The organism is Pedobacter sp. (genome assembly GCF_035317785.1).
GTDB lineage: Bacteria > Bacteroidota > Bacteroidia > Sphingobacteriales > Sphingobacteriaceae > Pedobacter.
The window spans coordinates 1-18616 of the sequence record NZ_DATHGC010000365.1; the positions used below are offsets into that span (position 1 = coordinate 1).

Genomic DNA, 18616 nt, shown 5'->3' on the forward strand with positions numbered 1-18616 from the left:
TCTTTACCTGGCTGCCGTCTATGGTGAACCTCAGATCTGAAATGCCGGACAGGGACAACATACCAGACAGGTCCTGGGCCACGCCAACAGGGTCAGAAAACTGTACCAGCGCATAATCTTCCTGACCCTGTACAGCCTTAATGTCCAATACCTTAAACGCACCCAATGCAGGAACCTGCATCTTCGTTTCCCCTTCATTATCCGCATCAATAGGATCGCCTGACCATTTCAAAGTCAGTTCCGCATCAGTTTTGGTCTTTTTGATGCTGTCTATGTGAAACGCATAACTGTTCTTTTCAGGGTTATGCGCCCATTTTATTTTCAGCCTTTGCCCAAAATCCAGCTCCAGAGCCTTTTCTATGGCCTTCGGATCTTCCTGGTCAGAAGTGCTGATCTCGCCGGACAGTTTCATATAGTCCAGCGAAGTATTGTTTTGAGAAACCAAACCGTTCTGGGTCAGACTCAGACCCGGCTTGATTACCCTGAAATCAAAATCAAACTCTTCCAGGCCTTCTTCAGTTTCGGTGACCTTGTTCAGGTTGAAAGTCGCATCATAGGTTTCTCCGGACTTTAACGGCTCGTCAGGTCTGAATTCAACGGTCTGGGCATCAATCCAGTAAGTTTTCCCTTTTACAGAAGGAGAGAAGCTGAACAGGTCCCTGTTATCGGCTACACCCACATCGCCGAGGGTCTTGACCTGATTAGCCAGATGCACCCTGATGAAACTCTTTTTAGAAATCGTACCAGAGGTGTAGGATTCTACATATTTAGAATATTTCTGGGTATCATCCTGTTTGTTCTTTTTTATGAAATAGACAGCCAGATATCCGATGCCAACTCCAATAATCAAAGCTGCAATCATTCCCAGAATGATTCGTTTCCAGTGCTTTTTGAAAATTGAAAGATTGCCTGTTCGGGAAGAGGGATTACTATTCCCTGATGAAGAATTAGTGTTTTCTGGTGATGATGGGGGTAGGGATTCCATACGCTTAAAGAATTATTAGATGCGTAGGAAAAGTAATAAAAAAGGATGACGATCACAAACTGGAATTCTGTGCCGTCATCTCAAGGGAAGCGCAGCAATCAGAGATCCTTTGGTGTAGAAACCTTATCTGATCATCACGCCAGGCTTGTCGACAAGCGGGATACGGATCAGGTTCTCATCAACGATACTTTCCGGAAGGAAGATGAATTTCTTATCGTAAATGACCCCGTTGATATAATAGCTGAGCCAGTACTCATTGGTAAGCCCGAAAACCTGCGGATCAATCGCTTCTACACCTGCAAAAGACTTAGGCGCCAGATCACCCAGGGAATGGCGCAGTACTGAGGTCTTTACCATTTTGCCATCTTTTTCACCATAGCCTTTGGAACTGATCAGCACATTTTCGAGTTTTTCGTTCTTCATGTTAATCAGGTAGACCGTCCAGTTCATCACTTCAGGTGTTTCACCCATCAGCACAACAGAAACAGCCACATCTTCAACTATATTTTCAGGAATGTCTTTTTTCATTAGAATATCTCTTCTTGAAGGCCTATCACTCCTTGTCATCCAGAGCGAATGCGAAGGATCTGGGTTCCTCGTACCTCGGAATGACAAAACGGCAATTAACCATCGTTCCTATCTTTTCGCAACCGCTTTCTTTGCCGGAGCTTTCTTTTTCGCACCTGCTTTAGCACCAGCTGCTTTACCAGAAGCAGCCCCATTTTTCTTAGCCGCCGCTTTCTTGGTTTTTGGCTCAAAAGCCTTAGGCAACTGCTCCACGATCAATGCCTTCACCGCTTCCAGAGACACTGCTGCCAGTTCCTCAGGCGTATATTTGTCATTGGTAGCCGGGTTCTTTCTCAATTTCAGCATTTCTTTGCCAAAACGAATAAAAGGTCCCCATCTGCCGTTTTCTATCGCTATTTTATCAGCAGGCCATTGCTGAACGAACCTGTTGGCTTCCTTGTCCAGTTTCTTCAGGATCAGTTCCTCAATGTCCTGCTCCTTTAAATTGTCAAAATTATAAGCCTTGGGCACATTGATGAACAAATCATTCCATTTGATAAAAGGACCGAACCTGCCTGTGCCCTTTGTCACCGGTAAGCCCTCATAATGCGCTACAGGAGCATCTGCAATGACTTTATCGCCAATGATCTCTACCGCGCGGGCCTGATCAATAGCTAAAGGATCTTCATTTTTAGGAACAGAAATGTAGGCATCTCCCCATTTCACATACGGACCAAAGCGGCCCACACCAACAGAAACTTCCTTGCCCTGGTAATCTTCCAGTGAAAAAGGCAATTTAAACTGTTCCATGGCTTCATCAAGTGTCACCGTAGCCACAGACTGTGTTTTAGACAAGCTCGCATAACGTGGTTTTTCCTCGTCATCGTTGTTGCCAATCTGGACCAGCGGGCCAAACTTGCCTATTTTTACATAAACATTCTTGCCTGTCGCAGGATCTGTACCCAAAAGACGTTCTCCGTTGGCCCTGTCAGCCGTTTCGAGCGTATTTTCAACCTCAATATGGAAAGGCTTGTAGAAGGAGTGAAGCATCTTGGTCCATTCCTGCAATCCCTGGGCGATCTCATCAAATTCCTTCTCCACTTTTGCGGTAAAGTTGAAATCGACAATGCCTTTAAAATGCTCAACCAGGAAATCGTTGACCACTTCACCTATGTCCGTAGGGAAAAGTTTAGCCTTTTCCGCACCGGTAATCTCTGTTTTAATCTGTTTTTTGACCTGACCACCACTCAGTACAATGGTACTGAAAGACCTTGAGCGGCCATCCCGGTCTTCCTTGACCACGTATCCGCGGTTTTGAATGGTAGAAATGGTGGGGGCATAAGTAGATGGCCTGCCAATACCCAATTCTTCCAGTTTCTTGACCAGTGAAGCCTCTGTATATCTTGCCGGCGGTCTCGAGAAGCGCTCGGTGGCACTCAGCTCATTGAGCAAAAGTTCCTGTCCGCGTGCCAAAGGAGGCAGCATGTTGTTGTTTTCCGAATCTTCAGCTTCGTCCTCATCATAAGACTCCAGGTAAACCTTCAGGAAACCGTCAAACTTCAGCACTTCACCTTCAGCAACCAGGTTTTCCTTGCGTGTACTGATCCCGATCTGTGCCGTAGTTTTTTCAAACAAAGCCTCACTCATTTGCGATGCAATGGCCCTTTTCCAGATCAGGTCATACAGACGCTGTTCGGAACTGTCGCCCGGTACGGTATGGTAGTTGAAATAAGTAGGGCGGATGGCCTCGTGAGCTTCCTGTGCACCTGCAGATTTCGTTTTATAGACTCTTAACTGGTGATATTTATCGCCATAGGCAGACTTGATCTCTGCGGCAGCACCCTGCAACGCAGTTTCAGACAAGTTGACTGAATCTGTTCTCATGTAAGTGATCCTTCCGCTTTCATACAAACGCTGCGCAATCTGCATGGTGCGGGAAACCGAATAGCCCAGTTTACGTGAAGCTTCCTGCTGTAGCGTAGAAGTGGTAAACGGCGCAGCCGGATTGCGTTTGGCCGGTTTGGTTTCCAAAGAAGAAACTGAAAAACCTGCATTGATACAATCTTTTACAAAAGCTTCGGCATCGGCTTCTTTTTCAAACCGTTGCGGCAATTCAGCTTTAACAGTCTCTCTGCCTTTACCTGTAGAAAATATTGCTGATATTTTAAAAGCAGCGATACTGTTAAATTTATTGACCTCTCTCTCGCGGTCCACGATCAGGCGGACAGCCACAGACTGTACCCGTCCTGCAGACAATGATGGTTTTACCTTTTTCCAAAGAACAGGAGAAAGCTCAAAACCTACCAGCCTGTCCAGTACACGGCGTGCCTGCTGTGCATGCACCAGGTTGTAATCGATGGTACGGGGTGTTTCAATAGCCTTTAATATAGCAGGCTTAGTGATCTCATGAAAAACAATGCGTTTGGTGGTCGCTTCTTTAAGACCTAAAGTCTCAAATAAGTGCCATGAAATGGCTTCTCCCTCGCGGTCCTCATCAGACGCTAACCATACCATTTCTGCTTCTTTCGCTAATTTCCTGAGTTCTGCTACTACTTGTTTTTTATCTGATGGAACTTCATAAGTCTGAGCAAAATCATTGGCAGTATCGATTCCCATGTCTCCCTTTACAAGGTCACGAATGTGACCGTAGCTCGATTTAACAAGGAAATCCTTACCCAAATACCCTTCTATGGTTTTAGCTTTTGCAGGTGACTCAACTATTAATAAATTCTTCGCCATTCAGAACGTTTTTCTGCAAATAAAGCTATAATAAAGCCTAATTTCAAAATCCGATCTGAAATTTGTGATAAAAATGTTTGCAGACCACGGGGTATAGAAGTAGCAAAACAGACCATAAATCACCAGTCGGACCCCTTTATCGGTCAAATAATCCTGTTGAAAATCAGTATTATAAAACAATTTGCCCGGTGTATACACTATCGGAAACACGCTGTCTGTCATTGCTGATAAAAGCAAGGTAAGTTTCGACAACTGTATCGAGCGGATTACCCAGATCATTTCTATTCACACCATATTATTTCTATTGATATGAGTATAACATGGCATATAATTTCATAAAATTATTTTTGAAGTGAGGTAGAACGCTGATAGAATATTAATAGGTCTGTAGATCTATCAAGGACCTAGAAAGGATCTACTAAGGATTAAGAAGGGATCTACAAACATATACCGCAGGACGTTATCATGGGTTCGGTAGTACTATTTATCAGCGTATTTCTTCTGGCCATAACTTTGACAAATGGATTAGAATACATTAAATATTGTTACATACAGGCAACGTTTTTGTGCTTAACTTCGTATACATTAAAAAAGCTGTTTTCGAAACCCCCTACAAAAAACTCATACTATGAACACATTATTAATTTTATTGAGCCTGCTTTTTACCCCGCCGGCTAAAAGCGTTTATGATTTTTCATTTAAAACCATTGATGGTAAAGAGATTAAACTTTCGAAGTTTAAAGGCAAAAAGATCCTGATCGTAAATACGGCTTCTAAATGCGGTTTTACTCCTCAGTATACTGAATTGGAACAATTGCACAAACAATATGGCAAAGATGTGGTGCTGATCGGTTTCCCGGCTGGTAATTTTGGCGGACAGGAACTGGCGACCAACAGTGAGATCAAAGAATTTTGCACTGGTAAATACAAGGTTACTTTTCTATTGTCTGAAAAGACAAGTGTAAAAGGTGAGGACATCAGTCCTTTGTTTAAATACCTGACCACTGCTGAAAACCCTGATTTCACTGGAGACATCAGCTGGAATTTTGAGAAATTCCTGATCAATGAAAAAGGACAGCTGGTACACCGGTTTAAGTCTAAAACTACTCCTTTGAGTGAAGATATCACTAAAACGCTTGCTGCAAAGTAAGACATGCCGTGAAGGCAATCCTATTAAAACAAACCTTACTAACACAGCCTTGTTAAGGTTTTAAAAAAAGAGAGATCCTAAACTGGATTTCTCTTTTTTCGTAACCTCATGTTTTTAGGTTTATCGTATTTTTGTGCATTGACTTTTTCAATAGCTTATTTGAAAAGTGCTTTTGATTCCTTATTTATATGCTTATGCGATTTTACAATCCGGCAAAATGGTTTAAACAGTTGAGGTATTTGCTGCTGGTAATTCCATTGCTGTCTGCCTGCAGTTCTGGCTACAAGCTGGTCAGGTCCGGCAGGACGGACTATTCCATTAACAAAGAAATTGCAGCCGACAGTACGATCATCAAAACTTATTTGCCGTACAAGACAAAAATGGATGTTGAAATGAACCGGGTGATTGGTCATTCAGCCATGCTGATGTCTAAAAAAAGCAGTGATACCCTGCCTGAAAGTTTGCTGAGCAATTTTTTTGCGGATGCGGTAATGCAGCAGGCGCTGAAAATTGATCCTGCAATTGATTTTGCGATGCCTTCTACAAAAGGGGGATTGCGGGTCGATCTGCCGAAAGGGGAAGTTACTGTGTCTCATGTGTTTGAACTGATGCCCTTTGAAAATCAGCTTATTATATTTACCCTGAAGGGCAGCGATGTGCAGCGTTTGCTGGATTTTATTGCTGCTGCAAACGGGCAGCCGGTGGCCCGTTTGAAAATGAAGATCAGCAATAAAAAATCTGCTGATATATGGATTAATGGTGAGCAGTTTGATGTCGCGAAAAGCTACAGGGTGCTGACGACTGATTATAATTCCGGTGGAGGTGACAATACGCAAGGCTTTGAAAATCCGGTGGATAAGAAAGTCCTTGGATTGAAAGTAAGGGATGCGCTGCTAAATTATGTAAAAGAAACTGAGGCGGCTGGCAAGGTCATAAATTCAAAATTAGATGGAAGAATTACAAAGGATTAAACGCAGGGGTTTTATTAAGACGGGTGGTTTGCTGGCGGGTTCTGTTGCATTGTCGCTGAGTTCTTTGGATGCATTTGGAGCCTTTGCGGCAGAAAACAGAAAGGGAGATAGGTTAAATGCCTTAGAGACAGATGCTTTGAACAGGCTGGGGGCAGATGAGCATGCACTGGCCAATGGTGAAGTGTTTAAGCTGTGTATTTTGCATACCAATGATGTGCACAGCAGGGTTGAGCCTTTTGCAATGGACGGTTCTAAGTACCAGGGTTTGGGTGGTACTGCCCGCAGGGCCGCTTTGATCGGTAAAATCCGGGCTGATGAGGCCAATGTGCTGCTGCTTGATGCAGGGGATATTTTTCAGGGTACTCCTTATTTTAACCTATATGGGGGCGAAATAGAGATGAAACTGATGACATTGATGGGTTATGACGCGGCTACGATGGGCAATCATGATTTTGACAATGGCCTGGAGGGCTTCTACAAACAGCTTCCGCACGCGAAATTTCCGGTGATCTGCAGCAATTATGATTTTTCTAATACGGTTTTGAATAAATCGACTGTCCCGCTTAAGGTGTTTAACAGAGGTGGATTGAAGATCGGGGTATTTGGTGTTGGAATAGCGCTGAAAGGGCTTGTTGATGATAAAAATTATGGCGACACGGTCTACATTGACCCGGTTTCGAAGGCCAATGAGATGGCTTTATTGTTGAAGGAGGAGTTGAAATGTGACCTGGTTATCTGTTTGTCGCACCTGGGATATAGTTACAAAAATGATAAGGTTTCGGATAAGGTTCTGGCTGCGCAGACCCGCAATATTGATTTAATTATCGGTGGACATACGCATACTTTTATGGATGTGCCTGAGGATGTTAAGAACCTGGACGGCCTGGTGACTACCATTAATCAGGTTGGTTTTGCCGGCATAAATCTGGGCAGGGTCGATTATTACTTTGAACGTTATAAAGGCAAGCGCGTTAAAACAGGCTTGCCTTATTTGATTTCAAATTCTATATAGCAGGGGGTTTTTTAATCTTGTCATTCAGCGTTTGGGTATGACCTTGTCGTTCAGTATAACTTTGTCATCCCGAGGCACGAGGGATCTATTGTTTGAACCCGGATCCCTCATGCCCGGGGATGACAAGAAGACAGAACTTAAAATTACACTAGAAAACCACCGCCGAGCAGGTCATTTCCTTCGTAGAATACTGCAGACTGTCCCGGGGCTATCGCTGATACATTGTGGTCAAAAACCACACGCATCTTGTCTTTTTCCTGTACGATGGTACTCAGCATGCCGGCATCTTTATACCTGATCTTGGTGATCACATTGTCCATAGGTTCATGGATGCTTTCGTATTTGACCAGATTGAGGTTCCGGACCAATGCTTCTTTTCTCTCCAGTTCATCTGCACGGCCTAACACTACGGTGTTGCTTTCCGGCAGGATTTGGGTCACAAACATGGGTTCGCCGAAAGCTACACCCAGGCCTTTTCTTTGTCCAATGGTATAGAATGGATAGCCTTTGTGCTGGCCAATGATCATTCCGTCTTTGTTGATGAAGTTTCCGCCTGCTACGCGTTCTTCCAGGTCTTCTACTTTATGTTTCAGGAAGGCGCGGTAGTCGTTGTCAGGTACGAAGCAGATCTCGTAGCTTTCGCTTTTTTTGGCCAGTTCTTCTTGCCCCATGTCCAGTGCCATTTGCCTGATCTCAGATTTGGCGTAGGAGCCCAGGGGAAATTGTGTGCGTGCCAGGTTTTCCTGAGACACGCCCCACAATACGTAGGACTGATCTTTGTTTTCGTCTTTTCCTTTAGAAATCACGTAGCGGCCACTGTCTTGTTGTCTGATATTCGCGTAATGTCCGGTGGCGATAAATTCGCAATCGAGTTTATTGGCACGTTTTAACAGGGCTTCCCATTTGATGTGGGTATTGCAGAGCACGCAGGGGTTTGGTGTACGCCCGGAAAGGTATTCGTCTACAAAGTTGTCGATCACGAAGTCGCCGAATTCGTCTCTGATGTCTAATATGTAATGGGGGAAGCCGTAGTTTACTGCCAGGGTACGGGCATCGTTGATGCTGTCCAGGCTGCAGCAACCGGTTTCTTTGCTGCTGCTGCCGGATGTGGCGTAGTCCCAGGTCTTCATGGTCAGCCCAATTACTTCATATCCTTGTTCGTGAAGCATTACTGCTGCTACTGAACTGTCGACCCCGCCGCTCATGGCGACTAATATTCTGCCTTTTTTACTCATGTTATTTAATACTGCCGCGGGTTCAAAGCCCGGTGATTAGATATAAGGTACAAAAGTAGGGGTTTTTGTGCGATTGACGGGTATGCTGTGGTCAATTAGTTGTAATTTAAAAATTAAGTGATAGGTAAAATTCAGTGTCTTTGGGGAAAGCAGGGTGGCTACAGCAAGGCGGACTATGTTTATGCGCAAGAAAATCTGGTGTGTCTTAGAGAAGGCATAGGGGCATTGCGCAGCTGTGTCCCAGCCTTCGAAAAGATCACCAGATTTTCGGTAAAATAAGCATCCTGCATGCGCAAACGCTGCAACTATAAAAAGGATGTAGGAAAACGTATTAGCAAAGCTGTAAACAATGATTTTGTAAAGAATTTTTTTACCTTAGGCGAGCATATCAGATTATACATAATGGCCTAGTGTATGGGCATGTCTGATGGCTTTTACCTGGTATTTGAGAAGAACTAATTTTACTTATTTATATGAAGAGAGTTTTATTTTATGGTTTGCTGCTTGCTCCGGTGCTTTCTGTGGCCCAGCAGGGATTGGTTAAATATGTGAAGCCGATCATCGGCACAGAGAAAATGGGACATACCTTTCCGGGTGCTACGGTGCCATTCGGTGCTGTGCAGTTGAGCCCTGAGACGGATACCATACCGTATTCTGTGGACGGTAAATATACGGGTACGGTTTATAATTATTGTGCCGGTTACAAATATGAGGATAAGACCATTGTTGGTTTTAGTCACACGCACTTTAGCGGGACCGGACATTCTGACCTGGGTGATTTCCTGGTAATGCCAACACAGGGGCCATTACAAATGAATCCCGGAACTGCGGGCAACCCTAAATCGGGTTTCCGTTCGGGGTTTTCTCATGCCAATGAGGTCGTGGAGGCTGGATATTATAAAGTTAAGCTGGATGATGAGAACATTCTGGCGGAACTGACTGCTACGAAAAGGGTAGGGATGCACCAGTATACTTTCCCAAAATCTGATCAGTCGCACATTATCCTGGATCTGATGTCAGGCATTTATAATTACGACGGCAAGAACGTTTGGACCTATGTCCGAGTGGTCAACGATACGCTGATTACCGGTTACAGACAGACCAATGGCTGGGCACGTACGCGCACCGTCTATTTTGCCATGTCATTTTCCAAGGCTTTCAAAGGCTACGGTCAGAAAAACTTTGACGGGCCGCAGCCGTACAGGGGCTTCTGGAGGAAATTTGACCAGACTAAAAACTTCCCGGAGATCGCCGGAAAGAACCTGAGGATGTATTTCGATTTTAATACAGAGGCTGATGAGAAAATAAAAGTAAAAATGGCTTTATCTCCTGTAAGCCAGGATAATGCACTGGAAAATATGCGTGCCGAGGTGCAGGGCTGGGATTTTAATAAGGTAAAGCAAGAGGCTCAGGTGGATTGGGAAAAGGAACTGGAGAAGATAAAAATTGAGGCTTCTGAGGATGACAAGATCAACTTTTATACTGCGATGTACCATGCGTTTATCAACCCAACGACTTATGCAGATGTAAATGGTGAATATAAAGGACTGGACCAGGGTGTCCATAAGGCCGATGGTTTTGTGAATTATACGACTTTTTCCCTTTGGGACACGTACAGGGCATTGCATCCTTTCCTGAACATCACGCAGCCTTCACGCAATAATGATATTGTGAAGTCTATGATGGCGCATTATGACCAGAGTGCACTGAAAATGCTGCCCATATGGTCACACTATGCCAATGACAACTGGTGTATGAGCGGTTATCACAGTGTATCTGTTCTTGCGGATGCGATTGTCAAGGGCGTTTATACGGGGGATGCCAGTAAAGCCCTGGATGCTTGTATAGTGACGGCTAATCACCGTGATTATGAGGGAATTGGTGAGTATATTGATCAGGGATATATTTCGGCAGAGAAGAGCGGAACTTCTGTATCAAATACGCTGGAATATGCGTACGATGACTGGTGTATTGCGCAGCTTGCCAAGAAATTGGGGAGACAGGACGTTTATGATATCTTTATTAAAAGGTCTGGCAATTGGGTCAATAATTTTGATAAGTCAATCGGATTTATGAGACCTAAGATGGCCGATGGTTCGTTCAAGGCAAAATTTGATGTGCTGAGTACACATGATCAGGGCTTTATTGAGGGCAATACCTGGAACTATAGTTTTTTTGTTCCGCATGATCCTGCTGCGCTGATCGCCAAAATGGGTGGTGCTAAAAAGGTCGGTCTGAGATTGGATTCTTTGTTTACCATGCATTTGCCTGATGAATTTTTTGCTGAAACTGAGGACATTACACGTGAGGGGATTGTTGGCGGCTATGTTCACGGCAATGAACCGGCGCATCACGTGGCGTATTTGTACAACTGGATCGGGCAGCCGTCTAAAACACAGTCCAGAATCCGCATGATCCTGAAAATGCAGTATAAGCCTACGCCTGATGGTTTGGGCGGCAATGATGATTGTGGCCAGATGAGCGCATGGTATATGTTTTCTTCTTTAGGGTTTTATCCGGTAGCGCCGGGCTCTGATGAGTATTCTCTGGGTAGCCCTTCTGTAAAATCTGCGGTACTTGCTCTTGAAAATGGCAAGACTTTTACTGTGGAGGCGCTGAACCAGAGCGATAAGAATGTGTATGTGTCTAAAGTGCTACTGAATGGCAAGGAGCATAAGGGTTTGACCATTAAGCATTCGGATATTGTGAATGGCGGGAAGATTACGTTTGTTATGACAGGGAAAATTAAGTGATCTTTTTTCGGACTGGACCTTGCGCCCTGAAGAAGGGCACAAATCCTATGTCCTCTCAAAGACACTGAATTTTATGGAAAGTATGGCGGGAATGTATGGTGTGAAAATGTAGGAGATAAAAAAGCCAGTGTTTTACACTGGCTTTTTTATTAAACAAACGCAGGGACATCGGCCCTGGGATCGTTGCCCTGGATCTGATTTCGGCGGATATCGGATGGGTGAGAAGGCTTTTTGATGATCTTTTTGTTGAGCCCGCTGGCTGCACTATAAAGCAGGATGCTGCCGAGGGCGATTTCTTCTATTCCTCTGAAGGTATGGTTGCCAAGGGCCCTGATGCCTTTTTGCAGCATATAGACACCAGCGATCACTGAGATCAGTCTTTTGCCCGAGTTTAATTCTTCTGTTTCGTATCCGCTCAATAGGGAGCTTACTATGGATGTGGTGAGGTTATCTTTTATGTGTCTGAACATGGTCGATTCAATTAAATGTCTGAAATTCATTTTCTGACTAATTGTTGAACATCGTCAGCTGTAATTTTGTTTGCTTAAAATTTGTCAAATTTATGAAACGCATGCTTAATAGCGAACTGTGTTAATAGCTAAAATTTGTCAAAGACCATTTTTATGGCTTTTTCAACGGTAGCCGCAGGATCTGGGCTGAAGCTTTGGTTTACCCGATTAGCCAGAATGGCATTTACAGACAGTGCTTTATGGCCAAGTGTTTTGGCCAGGGCATAGATTCCGGCTGTTTCCATTTCCAGATTGGTGATGCGCTGCTGGCTTGACGCTGAATTTCCGTAGCGGAATGAGTTTAACAGGGTGATGAGGTCTGGTATGGTGTTTTTTGCTCGTACCTGACGTCCTTGCGGCGCATAAAATCCTGGTGCGGTAACAGTTATGCCTTGTTGCATTTCACTGCCGATTTGCTTTAGTAAGGTAGAATCCGCTGCAGTAACATATGGGTTAATGCCTTTGATGTGGGATATATGTGATTTGAAACTGGTCAGGATTTGTGCTTCGTCTCCCGATAGTTCGTGCAGATAATATTGCATGAGTGAATCCAGGCCGATACCAAAGGTGGAGGCCAATATGGTTCCCATGGGTATGTCGGACTGTATGGTTCCTGAGGTGCCTATTCTGATGATGTTTAAGGAGGTAAGTTCTTGTTTTATTGTCCTTGTACTTAGATCTATGTTGACCAGGGCATCGAGTTCGTTGAATACAATGTCAATATTATCAGTGCCGATGCCTGTAGAAATGACGGTGATGCGTTTTTTGCCGAGGTAACCGGTATGGGTAATGAACTCGCGCTTTCCTTTTTTTAATTCGATATGGTCAAGATGTTTGGATACTTCGAACACACGGTCCGGATCGCCAACAGTAATGATGGTATCTGAAATGTCTTCGGGCAGGAGGTTGAGGTGGTAAATGCTGCCGTCGGGGTTGATGATCAGGTCTGCTGGTGATAGTGCTTGTCCCATGGCTGATAAAGCTATAAATTCTTATGCAGTAAAGAGGTATTTTATTTGAATGCTTTCCATCTTTTCTATTTTGCCGAGAATGGCATTGAGCTCGCTTTTCCTGATCTCCAGTTTCATCATGCAGGAGTTGTCAAAATCCTGATCCAGTATGGTTAGCTGTTCATCTTTTACCAGTTTCATGACATCGTTCATAACCAGGTAATCAAAGCGAATTTCGTAGATGTCGTTTACTGTTTTTTCTATGATCTTTGATTCCTTAATGGATTCTGCAGCAGCAGTTTTATAGGCGTTAATTAAACCCGGAACGCCAAGCAATGTGCCGCCAAAATACCGGACCACAACGATCAGCAGATCTGTGAGATTGGCGGAAAGCATGGTGTTCAAAATGGGTCTTCCTGCGGTTCCGGAGGGTTCGCCGTCGTCCTGGATCCTGAATATGCTTCTGTCGGGACTAAGACGTAATGCCCAGCAAAAATGCCGTGCTTTGGGGTGTTCTGATCTTAATTTTTGCAGGATGTCTTTTACTTCTTCATTTGATTTGATGGGATAGGCAAAGGCAATGAACTTGCTTCCTTTGTCTCTGTAAGTTCCTTCGGAATGCGCTGATATGGTTTTGTAGGTATCATCAAACAACATATTTCTGTGATAGAGTGATCAGAAGAATGGCTGCAAGTGCAAGAGATAATCCCCAGTAGTTGAGCTTATTGAGTTTTTCCTTGAAGATGAATATGCCAACAAGGCTACCCAGAATGATTACGCCAATGTTCATTGCGGCAAATACAGTTGAAGGGTTGTCGGCCATGGCGCGGTGTGCTTTCAGATAGAAAAGGATGTTGAAGAAATTGAAAAAGCCAAGGATACAGCCGCAAATAAAGTTGATGAGTTCGAGTTTTTGCTTTTTAATGAGTGACTGATAGGCAATAAAAGCGAGTGATATGATAAATGACAGGGCAAATATGAGCACCAGTGAACTGGTATATGGGATGGTTTTGACCTGGGCCACTTGTTTGAAAAGTGTGTCTATGAGTCCGAAACCGATAAATACAATGATGGGATAGATCCAATTGACAGCCTGGCTGCTTTTTGTTTTTTTATAAAGGGTAAAAAATATGGCGATGAACCCAATGGCAAGCCCGCAGAGCTTTAATGTGGTAAAATCTTCTTTAAATAGAAAATAAGCGGCTAGTATGGGGATAAATAACGACAACCGTTGTGCAATATCTGTTTTGACTATCCCGATGTTTTTGACTGATGCGGCTAAAAACCAGAAAATAACGGGAAGAAGAATGCCAAGGGCGAGGTGTATCCTGGGTGGTACTGCGGCGGTAAAATGGCCAATAGCTGGCTTGAAGAATACCAAACTGAGGGTGATCGCAAACAGGTAATTCCAGGTGACGGCCTGCGGAATGCTGATTTTGTACCTTTTGGCCAGTTTCAGTAAGACTGCTACCGTAACGCTGCAGCAAATGCTGATGATCAGGTATATCATTTGCTGGTATTTTGATAAACACTTAGTTTGTCTTTGCCGATCAGGTAATTGTCTTTGATAGCGCCATTGATCTGCGGAGCGGCAATGCCGTCCTGCCAGGAGCTGGCGGAGGTAAATACCCGGGCTTCGTCCCAAAGATTGGCGCTAAGGAATTGGTTCAGCAGGTTTGCACCGCCCTCGATAATCACGGATTGTATGTCCATGAGGTACAGCTGAAAAGCTATCTTTTGAGGAAGGTAATATTGCATGTCTTCCATTTGGATAAAATGGATATTGTCGATTACTTTGGTCTTTATTTCATTGAAAACTACTGTTTTTGCGTCTTCGTTATAGATATGGCTGCTTAGCGGAACCTGCAGTTTACGGTCGATCAGCATGCGCGTTGGGTTTTTACCGGTCCATTCCCGGCTGTTGAGCAGGGGGTCATCGGCAATGGCGGTTTGTTTACCGATCAGGATAGCATCTTCTTCTGTGCGCCATTTGTGCACCAGTTTCTTGGCCAAAGGGCCGCTGATCCATTTTTGACCGGTGATCTTGGGGGCAAAATAGCCATTGGCGGTGGTGGCCCATTTGAGGATAATGTAAGGACGCTGATGGTTGATCCTGGTCAGGAAGCGTCTGTTCAGGAAACTGCATTCTTCTTCAAGTACACCTGTCACTAGTTCTATTCCTGCTGCTTTGAGTTTCTGTATTCCCTTTCCGTTTACGTCTTCAAAGGGGTCGGTATTGCCTATGACTACCTTTTTCAGTTTGTGTCTGACCAGCAGATCGGCGCAGGGTGGTGTTTTGCCATAGTGGGCACAGGGTTCGAGGCTCACATAGGCGGTTGCACCGGCCAGCAGTTCGGCTGCGCGGTCGCCATAGTTACGGAGTACCGCATTTATGGCGTTTACTTCGGCGTGAGCTTCACCAAACTTAGCATGGTAGCCTTCGCCAATGATGTGATCGTTGTTGACTATAACACAGCCAACCATCGGATTGGGGCTTACATTTGCTATTCCCAGTTTGGCCAGTTCAAGGCAGCGCTGCATGTATATTTCGTCTGTCATTATCACAAAAGTAAGGTATATTGTTTGATTTAGTTACTTTTGCAAGGCATGAATTTTAAGCTGCTATTGCAACATTTTACACGAGAATTGAGTGGTCTTTACGACCATGAGGAGGCTGCTGCGATCCTTAATATTGTGACCAGGCAGGTCTCTGGATTTGACAGGGGGAAACTGTTACTAAAGTCTTCGGAAAGCGTTCCTGAAGGTGATTTGACCCTGTTTAATAGTTTTTTGACTGAGCTTAAAACCGGAAAGCCTGTACAATATGTGCTTGGGGAAACCGTGTTTTATGGCTTGCCTTTTAAGGTGAGTCCTTCAGTGCTGATCCCGAGACCGGAAACTGAGGAGCTGGTGGAATGGGTGCTTGACACGGTTGATGTTACTGGCATGTCTGGGCTTCAAATACTTGATGTGGGTACGGGGAGCGGCTGCATTGCGGTTTGTTTGAAAAAAAATCTTGGAGCTGCCGGAGTTTTCGCGCTTGATGTGTCTAAAGATTGTCTTTTGATAGCCGCAACTAATGCAACTTTAAATGAGGCTGATATAATTTTTATTGAGGCTGATATCCGGAATTATTCCGATGCGCGAAAGTTTGATGTTATTGTGAGCAATCCGCCTTACATTACAATGGATGAAAAGCAGGCAATGCATGAAAATGTATTGACTCACGAGCCTCATCTTGCATTGTTTGTATCTAATGAAGATCCGCTTGTTTTCTACAGGGCCGTCGCGGATTTTGCCTTATCAAATTTGAGTTCAGAAGGATTGTTATTTTTCGAAATCAATGAATATCTTGGTAAAGAGACTCTGAAAATGCTGCATGATAAATCATTTATTGACACTGAATTAAGAAAGGACATGCAGGGAAAGGACAGGATGATCAGATGCAGATTGAAGGCCTCTGAGTAGTTTTGAACTGTTGTGTTGATTTAGCTCCTGGGGTGGTATTGTGTGACGACTGATCTGAGGTAGTCTCTGTCGGTATGTGTATATATTTCGGTGGTAATTATGCTCGAATGGCCCAGCATTTCCTGTACCGCCCTCAGATCGGCACCGCCGTCTATAAGATGTGTGGCAAAAGAGTGCCTGAACGTATGCGGACTAATGCTTTTTTTAATCCCGGCTTTAAGGGCCAGGCTTTTGATCAGTTTGAACACGGATATTCTGGACAGGCCTGTGCCGCCCGGATTGAGAAAAATAAAATCTTCGTAGCCACTTTTGACAGGGATATGGACCCTGACCTCTGTCAGATAGATCTGTATGAATTTAAGCGCTGTATTTCCTATGGGTATAAGCCGTTCCTTATCGCCTTTGCCGGTGACCTTAATGAATTCATTTTCGGCATACACATTGGATATCCTGAGGGTGATGAGCTCTGTGACGCGTAACCCGCAGCCGTAGAGTGTTTCTAATATTGCCTTATCTCTCATTCCGTTGCGTTTTGAGGCGTCAATTGCCTCTATTAAGGCATTGATCTCGTGCACATTTAGAGTGTCAGGCAGTTTCCTGGAAAGCCTGGGCATCTCTAAAAGATCGGTAGGATTGATGTCGATAAGCTGCTCCAGCATCAGGAATTCAAAGAAAGATTTGAGCCCGGATATGATCCGTGCCTGGGAGGCAGCCTGCATCCCCAGTTCATTGATCCAGGAGACAAAAAGCTTTAAGTCGTTTATGCTAATGTCTTTTATATTAGTCTGTTGATTCTTTAGATCAAAGAATTGCCAAAGCTTTTCAATGTCACTTAAGTAGGCGTCAATGGAATTGACTGCAAGTGACCGTTCCAGTCGCAGGTAAGCTTTGTAAGATTTTAAATAAGGGTTATTGATCACAAAAATTTTCTACTGTAAGTTTTTAGCTTTAAGTTTGAATTGATGAAGATACAAATTATTAACGGCCCAAATTTAAACCTTTTAGGTGTGCGCGAACCTGGTATTTACGGAAATACAGGTTTTGATGAATACATTAAGCAGTTGCGTGACATCTACAGCATCCTGGAGATCGATTATTTTCAGAGCAATGTGGAAGGGGAACTCATCAATAAATTGCATGAAGTTGGATTCAGTTATGATGGGATCGTGATCAATGCGGGTGGTTATACACATACTTCTGTGGCTATAGCTGATGCGATTGCTGCGATTAAAACTCCTGTGGTAGAAGTACATATATCAAACATCTATGCCCGGGAAGAGTACAGGCATGTATCTCTGACCGGCAAAAACTGTAAAGGTGTATTAACCGGCTTTGGTATGGACGGATACAGGCTTGCTATTGAAAGTCTGCTGAAGGGCTAGTTTCTTTTCAGCTGGCTAAAATACCTGATCTTCCTGATGAAATAATCGTAAACGATGCTGGAAGGGTATTGACCAGTGTGTTTTTGAAAACTGATCTGCTTGCTGGTCCTTTTCTTTGCGTTAGCGGTTAGTGCCTTTAGAAAATGAAAATGTGCCCTGTTGACTGCAAATGCGAAGTCGGTCTTTCCTTGTAGTAGAAAATGCAGCCATGCTACAAAATCTATACTCATGCGGATAGAGATCCTGAAATAGGCGTCACTTAGGGGCAGGTTCTTTTGCAGAATAATGAGGTTGTTTCTGAAGTTCAGATAGGTTTTGTAGGGATTATTGGCATCCAAAGTGCCTCCGCCTACATGGTAAACTTCTGCGTCCGGGCAATAGACTATTTTATATCCAAGGTTCTTCAATCGCCAGCAAAGGTCGATTTCTTCCATGTGGGCAAAGAAATCGGGATCCAGACCGCCAGCTTCTTTCCATTGTTTGCTTTTTATGAACAGCGCAGCACCGCTTGCCCAGAAGATTTCCATGGTATCGTTGTACTGTCCATGGTCTGATTCTACCGTATCAAAAAGCCTTCCCCTGCAGAATGGATAGCCATGGAGGTCCAGGAAGCCGCCCGCTGCGCCGGCATATTCAAATTCTGTTTTCTTCTTCTGCCATTTGATCTTTGGCTGGGCTACTGCAATGGCTGCATCGGTTTGCATCAGGTCTATGACTGGCTGGATCCAGTTTGGAGGAACTTCTACATCTGAATTGAGCAATATGTAGTAATCTGCTTCGACCTGTTCCAGTATTTTACGATAGCCTTCGGCAAAACCATAGTTGTGGTCGTTTACGATCAGCCGGATTTGAGGGTAGTTGATCCTTACGAACTCCACGGAACTGTCTGTAGAGGCATTGTCACCGACGATCAGCTGCAGGTCCTTGTATTGTGATTCTGCGACACCAGGCAGGA

At 44.2% G+C, this 18616-nt stretch carries 16 protein-coding genes and 1 pseudogene; 6 read left to right on the forward strand and 11 right to left on the reverse strand.

Annotated features, from left to right (window positions below; translation table 11 throughout):
* The 3 genes and pseudogenes from VK541_RS22825 to topA form a co-directional block, all read right to left on the reverse strand.
* Positions 1-985 (reverse strand): annotated as a pseudogene (locus VK541_RS22825) (hypothetical protein); the annotation flags it as partial.
* Between the two features lie 123 nt (positions 986-1108).
* Positions 1109-1513 (reverse strand): hypothetical protein, encoded by a 405-nt coding sequence (locus VK541_RS22830; RefSeq protein ID WP_324372885.1) that lies wholly within the window; start codon positions 1511-1513, stop codon positions 1109-1111.
* Positions 1514-1621: 108 nt separating this feature from the next.
* Positions 1622-4231, reverse strand: a complete 2610-nt coding sequence (topA, locus tag VK541_RS22835) for a type I DNA topoisomerase (RefSeq protein WP_324372886.1) — start codon at positions 4229-4231, stop codon at positions 1622-1624.
* Between the two features lie 628 nt (positions 4232-4859).
* Between topA and VK541_RS22840 the strand changes: the two genes are divergently transcribed.
* The 3 genes from VK541_RS22840 (at position 4860) to VK541_RS22850 (ending at position 7364) form a co-directional block, all read left to right on the forward strand.
* Positions 4860-5381, forward strand: coding sequence for a glutathione peroxidase (locus VK541_RS22840; RefSeq protein WP_324372887.1), 522 nt, complete (start codon positions 4860-4862; stop codon positions 5379-5381).
* A gap of 194 nt (positions 5382-5575) precedes the next feature.
* Complete coding sequence (locus tag VK541_RS22845) at positions 5576-6352, forward strand: 5'-nucleotidase (protein WP_324372888.1); 777 nt, start codon at positions 5576-5578, stop codon at positions 6350-6352.
* Positions 6330-7364 carry a metallophosphatase gene (locus VK541_RS22850; RefSeq protein WP_324372889.1) on the forward strand — a complete coding sequence of 345 codons (1035 nt, stop codon included), beginning with the start codon at positions 6330-6332 and terminating at the stop codon, positions 7362-7364. Before VK541_RS22845 ends, VK541_RS22850 begins: the two co-directional genes overlap by 23 nt.
* Positions 7365-7507: 143 nt before the next feature.
* On the opposite strand, the gene mnmA is transcribed toward VK541_RS22850, so the two are convergent.
* Positions 7508-8599, reverse strand: coding sequence for a tRNA 2-thiouridine(34) synthase MnmA (gene mnmA, locus VK541_RS22855; protein ID WP_324372890.1), 1092 nt, complete (start codon positions 8597-8599; stop codon positions 7508-7510).
* Between the two features lie 473 nt (positions 8600-9072).
* Between mnmA and VK541_RS22860 the strand changes: the two genes are divergently transcribed.
* The gene (locus VK541_RS22860) at positions 9073-11352 is read left to right on the forward strand and encodes a GH92 family glycosyl hydrolase (protein ID WP_324372891.1); all 2280 of its coding nucleotides are present in this window, start codon (positions 9073-9075) and stop codon (positions 11350-11352) included.
* A 149-nt stretch (positions 11353-11501) separates the two neighbouring features.
* Here VK541_RS22860 and VK541_RS22865 read toward each other — a convergent pair whose 3' ends face one another.
* From VK541_RS22865 to ribD, 5 genes are all read right to left on the reverse strand, one after another.
* A complete protein-coding gene (locus tag VK541_RS22865; protein WP_324372892.1) occupies positions 11502-11822 on the reverse strand; it encodes a hypothetical protein in 321 nt (106 codons plus the stop codon).
* 128 nt (positions 11823-11950) lie between these two features.
* Positions 11951-12832, reverse strand: coding sequence for a nucleoside phosphorylase (locus tag VK541_RS22870; protein ID WP_324372894.1), 882 nt, complete (start codon positions 12830-12832; stop codon positions 11951-11953).
* A gap of 21 nt (positions 12833-12853) precedes the next feature.
* Positions 12854-13468: a YigZ family protein gene (locus VK541_RS22875; RefSeq protein WP_324372895.1), complete on the reverse strand. Its 615-nt coding sequence runs from the start codon at positions 13466-13468 to the stop codon at positions 12854-12856.
* Entirely contained in the window at positions 13458-14321 is an 864-nt protein-coding gene (locus VK541_RS22880; RefSeq protein ID WP_324372897.1) for an EamA family transporter, read from the reverse strand. Before VK541_RS22880 ends, VK541_RS22875 begins: the two co-directional genes overlap by 11 nt.
* Positions 14318-15370, reverse strand: coding sequence for a bifunctional diaminohydroxyphosphoribosylaminopyrimidine deaminase/5-amino-6-(5-phosphoribosylamino)uracil reductase RibD (gene ribD / locus VK541_RS22885; RefSeq protein ID WP_324372898.1), 1053 nt, complete (start codon positions 15368-15370; stop codon positions 14318-14320). The genes VK541_RS22880 and ribD overlap by 4 nt, the downstream gene beginning before the upstream one ends.
* A gap of 48 nt (positions 15371-15418) precedes the next feature.
* Between ribD and prmC the strand changes: the two genes are divergently transcribed.
* Positions 15419-16279: a peptide chain release factor N(5)-glutamine methyltransferase gene (gene prmC / locus VK541_RS22890; protein ID WP_324372899.1), complete on the forward strand. Its 861-nt coding sequence runs from the start codon at positions 15419-15421 to the stop codon at positions 16277-16279.
* Positions 16280-16299: 20 nt separating this feature from the next.
* Here prmC and xerD read toward each other — a convergent pair whose 3' ends face one another.
* On the reverse strand, positions 16300-17199 hold the full coding sequence (xerD, locus tag VK541_RS22895) for a site-specific tyrosine recombinase XerD (RefSeq protein WP_324372900.1): 900 nt from the start codon (positions 17197-17199) through the stop codon (positions 16300-16302).
* 42 nt (positions 17200-17241) lie between these two features.
* Here xerD and aroQ point away from each other — a divergent pair, with 42 nt between their 5' ends.
* Entirely contained in the window at positions 17242-17661 is a 420-nt protein-coding gene (gene aroQ, locus VK541_RS22900) for a type II 3-dehydroquinate dehydratase (RefSeq protein WP_285058299.1), read from the forward strand.
* On the opposite strand, the gene VK541_RS22905 is transcribed toward aroQ, so the two are convergent.
* The coding region (locus tag VK541_RS22905) for a glycosyltransferase family 2 protein (protein WP_324372901.1) at positions 17658-18616 on the reverse strand (959 nt) is incomplete at its 5' end. The genes aroQ and VK541_RS22905 overlap by 4 nt on opposite strands.

Coding starts and splice junctions, on each gene's coding strand:
- VK541_RS22830 (WP_324372885.1), bottom strand. CDS start 1,513: ATGAAAAAAGACATTCCTGAAAATATAGTTGAAGATGTGGCTGTTTCT.
- topA (WP_324372886.1), bottom strand. CDS start 4,231: ATGGCGAAGAATTTATTAATAGTTGAGTCACCTGCAAAAGCTAAAACC.
- VK541_RS22840 (WP_324372887.1), top strand. CDS start 4,860: ATGAACACATTATTAATTTTATTGAGCCTGCTTTTTACCCCGCCGGCT.
- VK541_RS22845 (WP_324372888.1), top strand. CDS start 5,576: ATGCGATTTTACAATCCGGCAAAATGGTTTAAACAGTTGAGGTATTTG.
- VK541_RS22850 (WP_324372889.1), top strand. CDS start 6,330: ATGGAAGAATTACAAAGGATTAAACGCAGGGGTTTTATTAAGACGGGT.
- mnmA (WP_324372890.1), bottom strand. CDS start 8,599: ATGAGTAAAAAAGGCAGAATATTAGTCGCCATGAGCGGCGGGGTCGAC.
- VK541_RS22860 (WP_324372891.1), top strand. CDS start 9,073: ATGAAGAGAGTTTTATTTTATGGTTTGCTGCTTGCTCCGGTGCTTTCT.
- VK541_RS22865 (WP_324372892.1), bottom strand. CDS start 11,822: ATGTTCAGACACATAAAAGATAACCTCACCACATCCATAGTAAGCTCC.
- VK541_RS22870 (WP_324372894.1), bottom strand. CDS start 12,832: ATGGGACAAGCACTATCACCAGCAGACCTGATCATCAACCCCGACGGC.
- VK541_RS22875 (WP_324372895.1), bottom strand. CDS start 13,468: ATGTTGTTTGATGATACCTACAAAACCATATCAGCGCATTCCGAAGGA.
- VK541_RS22880 (WP_324372897.1), bottom strand. CDS start 14,321: ATGATATACCTGATCATCAGCATTTGCTGCAGCGTTACGGTAGCAGTC.
- ribD (WP_324372898.1), bottom strand. CDS start 15,370: ATGACAGACGAAATATACATGCAGCGCTGCCTTGAACTGGCCAAACTG.
- prmC (WP_324372899.1), top strand. CDS start 15,419: ATGAATTTTAAGCTGCTATTGCAACATTTTACACGAGAATTGAGTGGT.
- aroQ (WP_285058299.1), top strand. CDS start 17,242: ATGAAGATACAAATTATTAACGGCCCAAATTTAAACCTTTTAGGTGTG.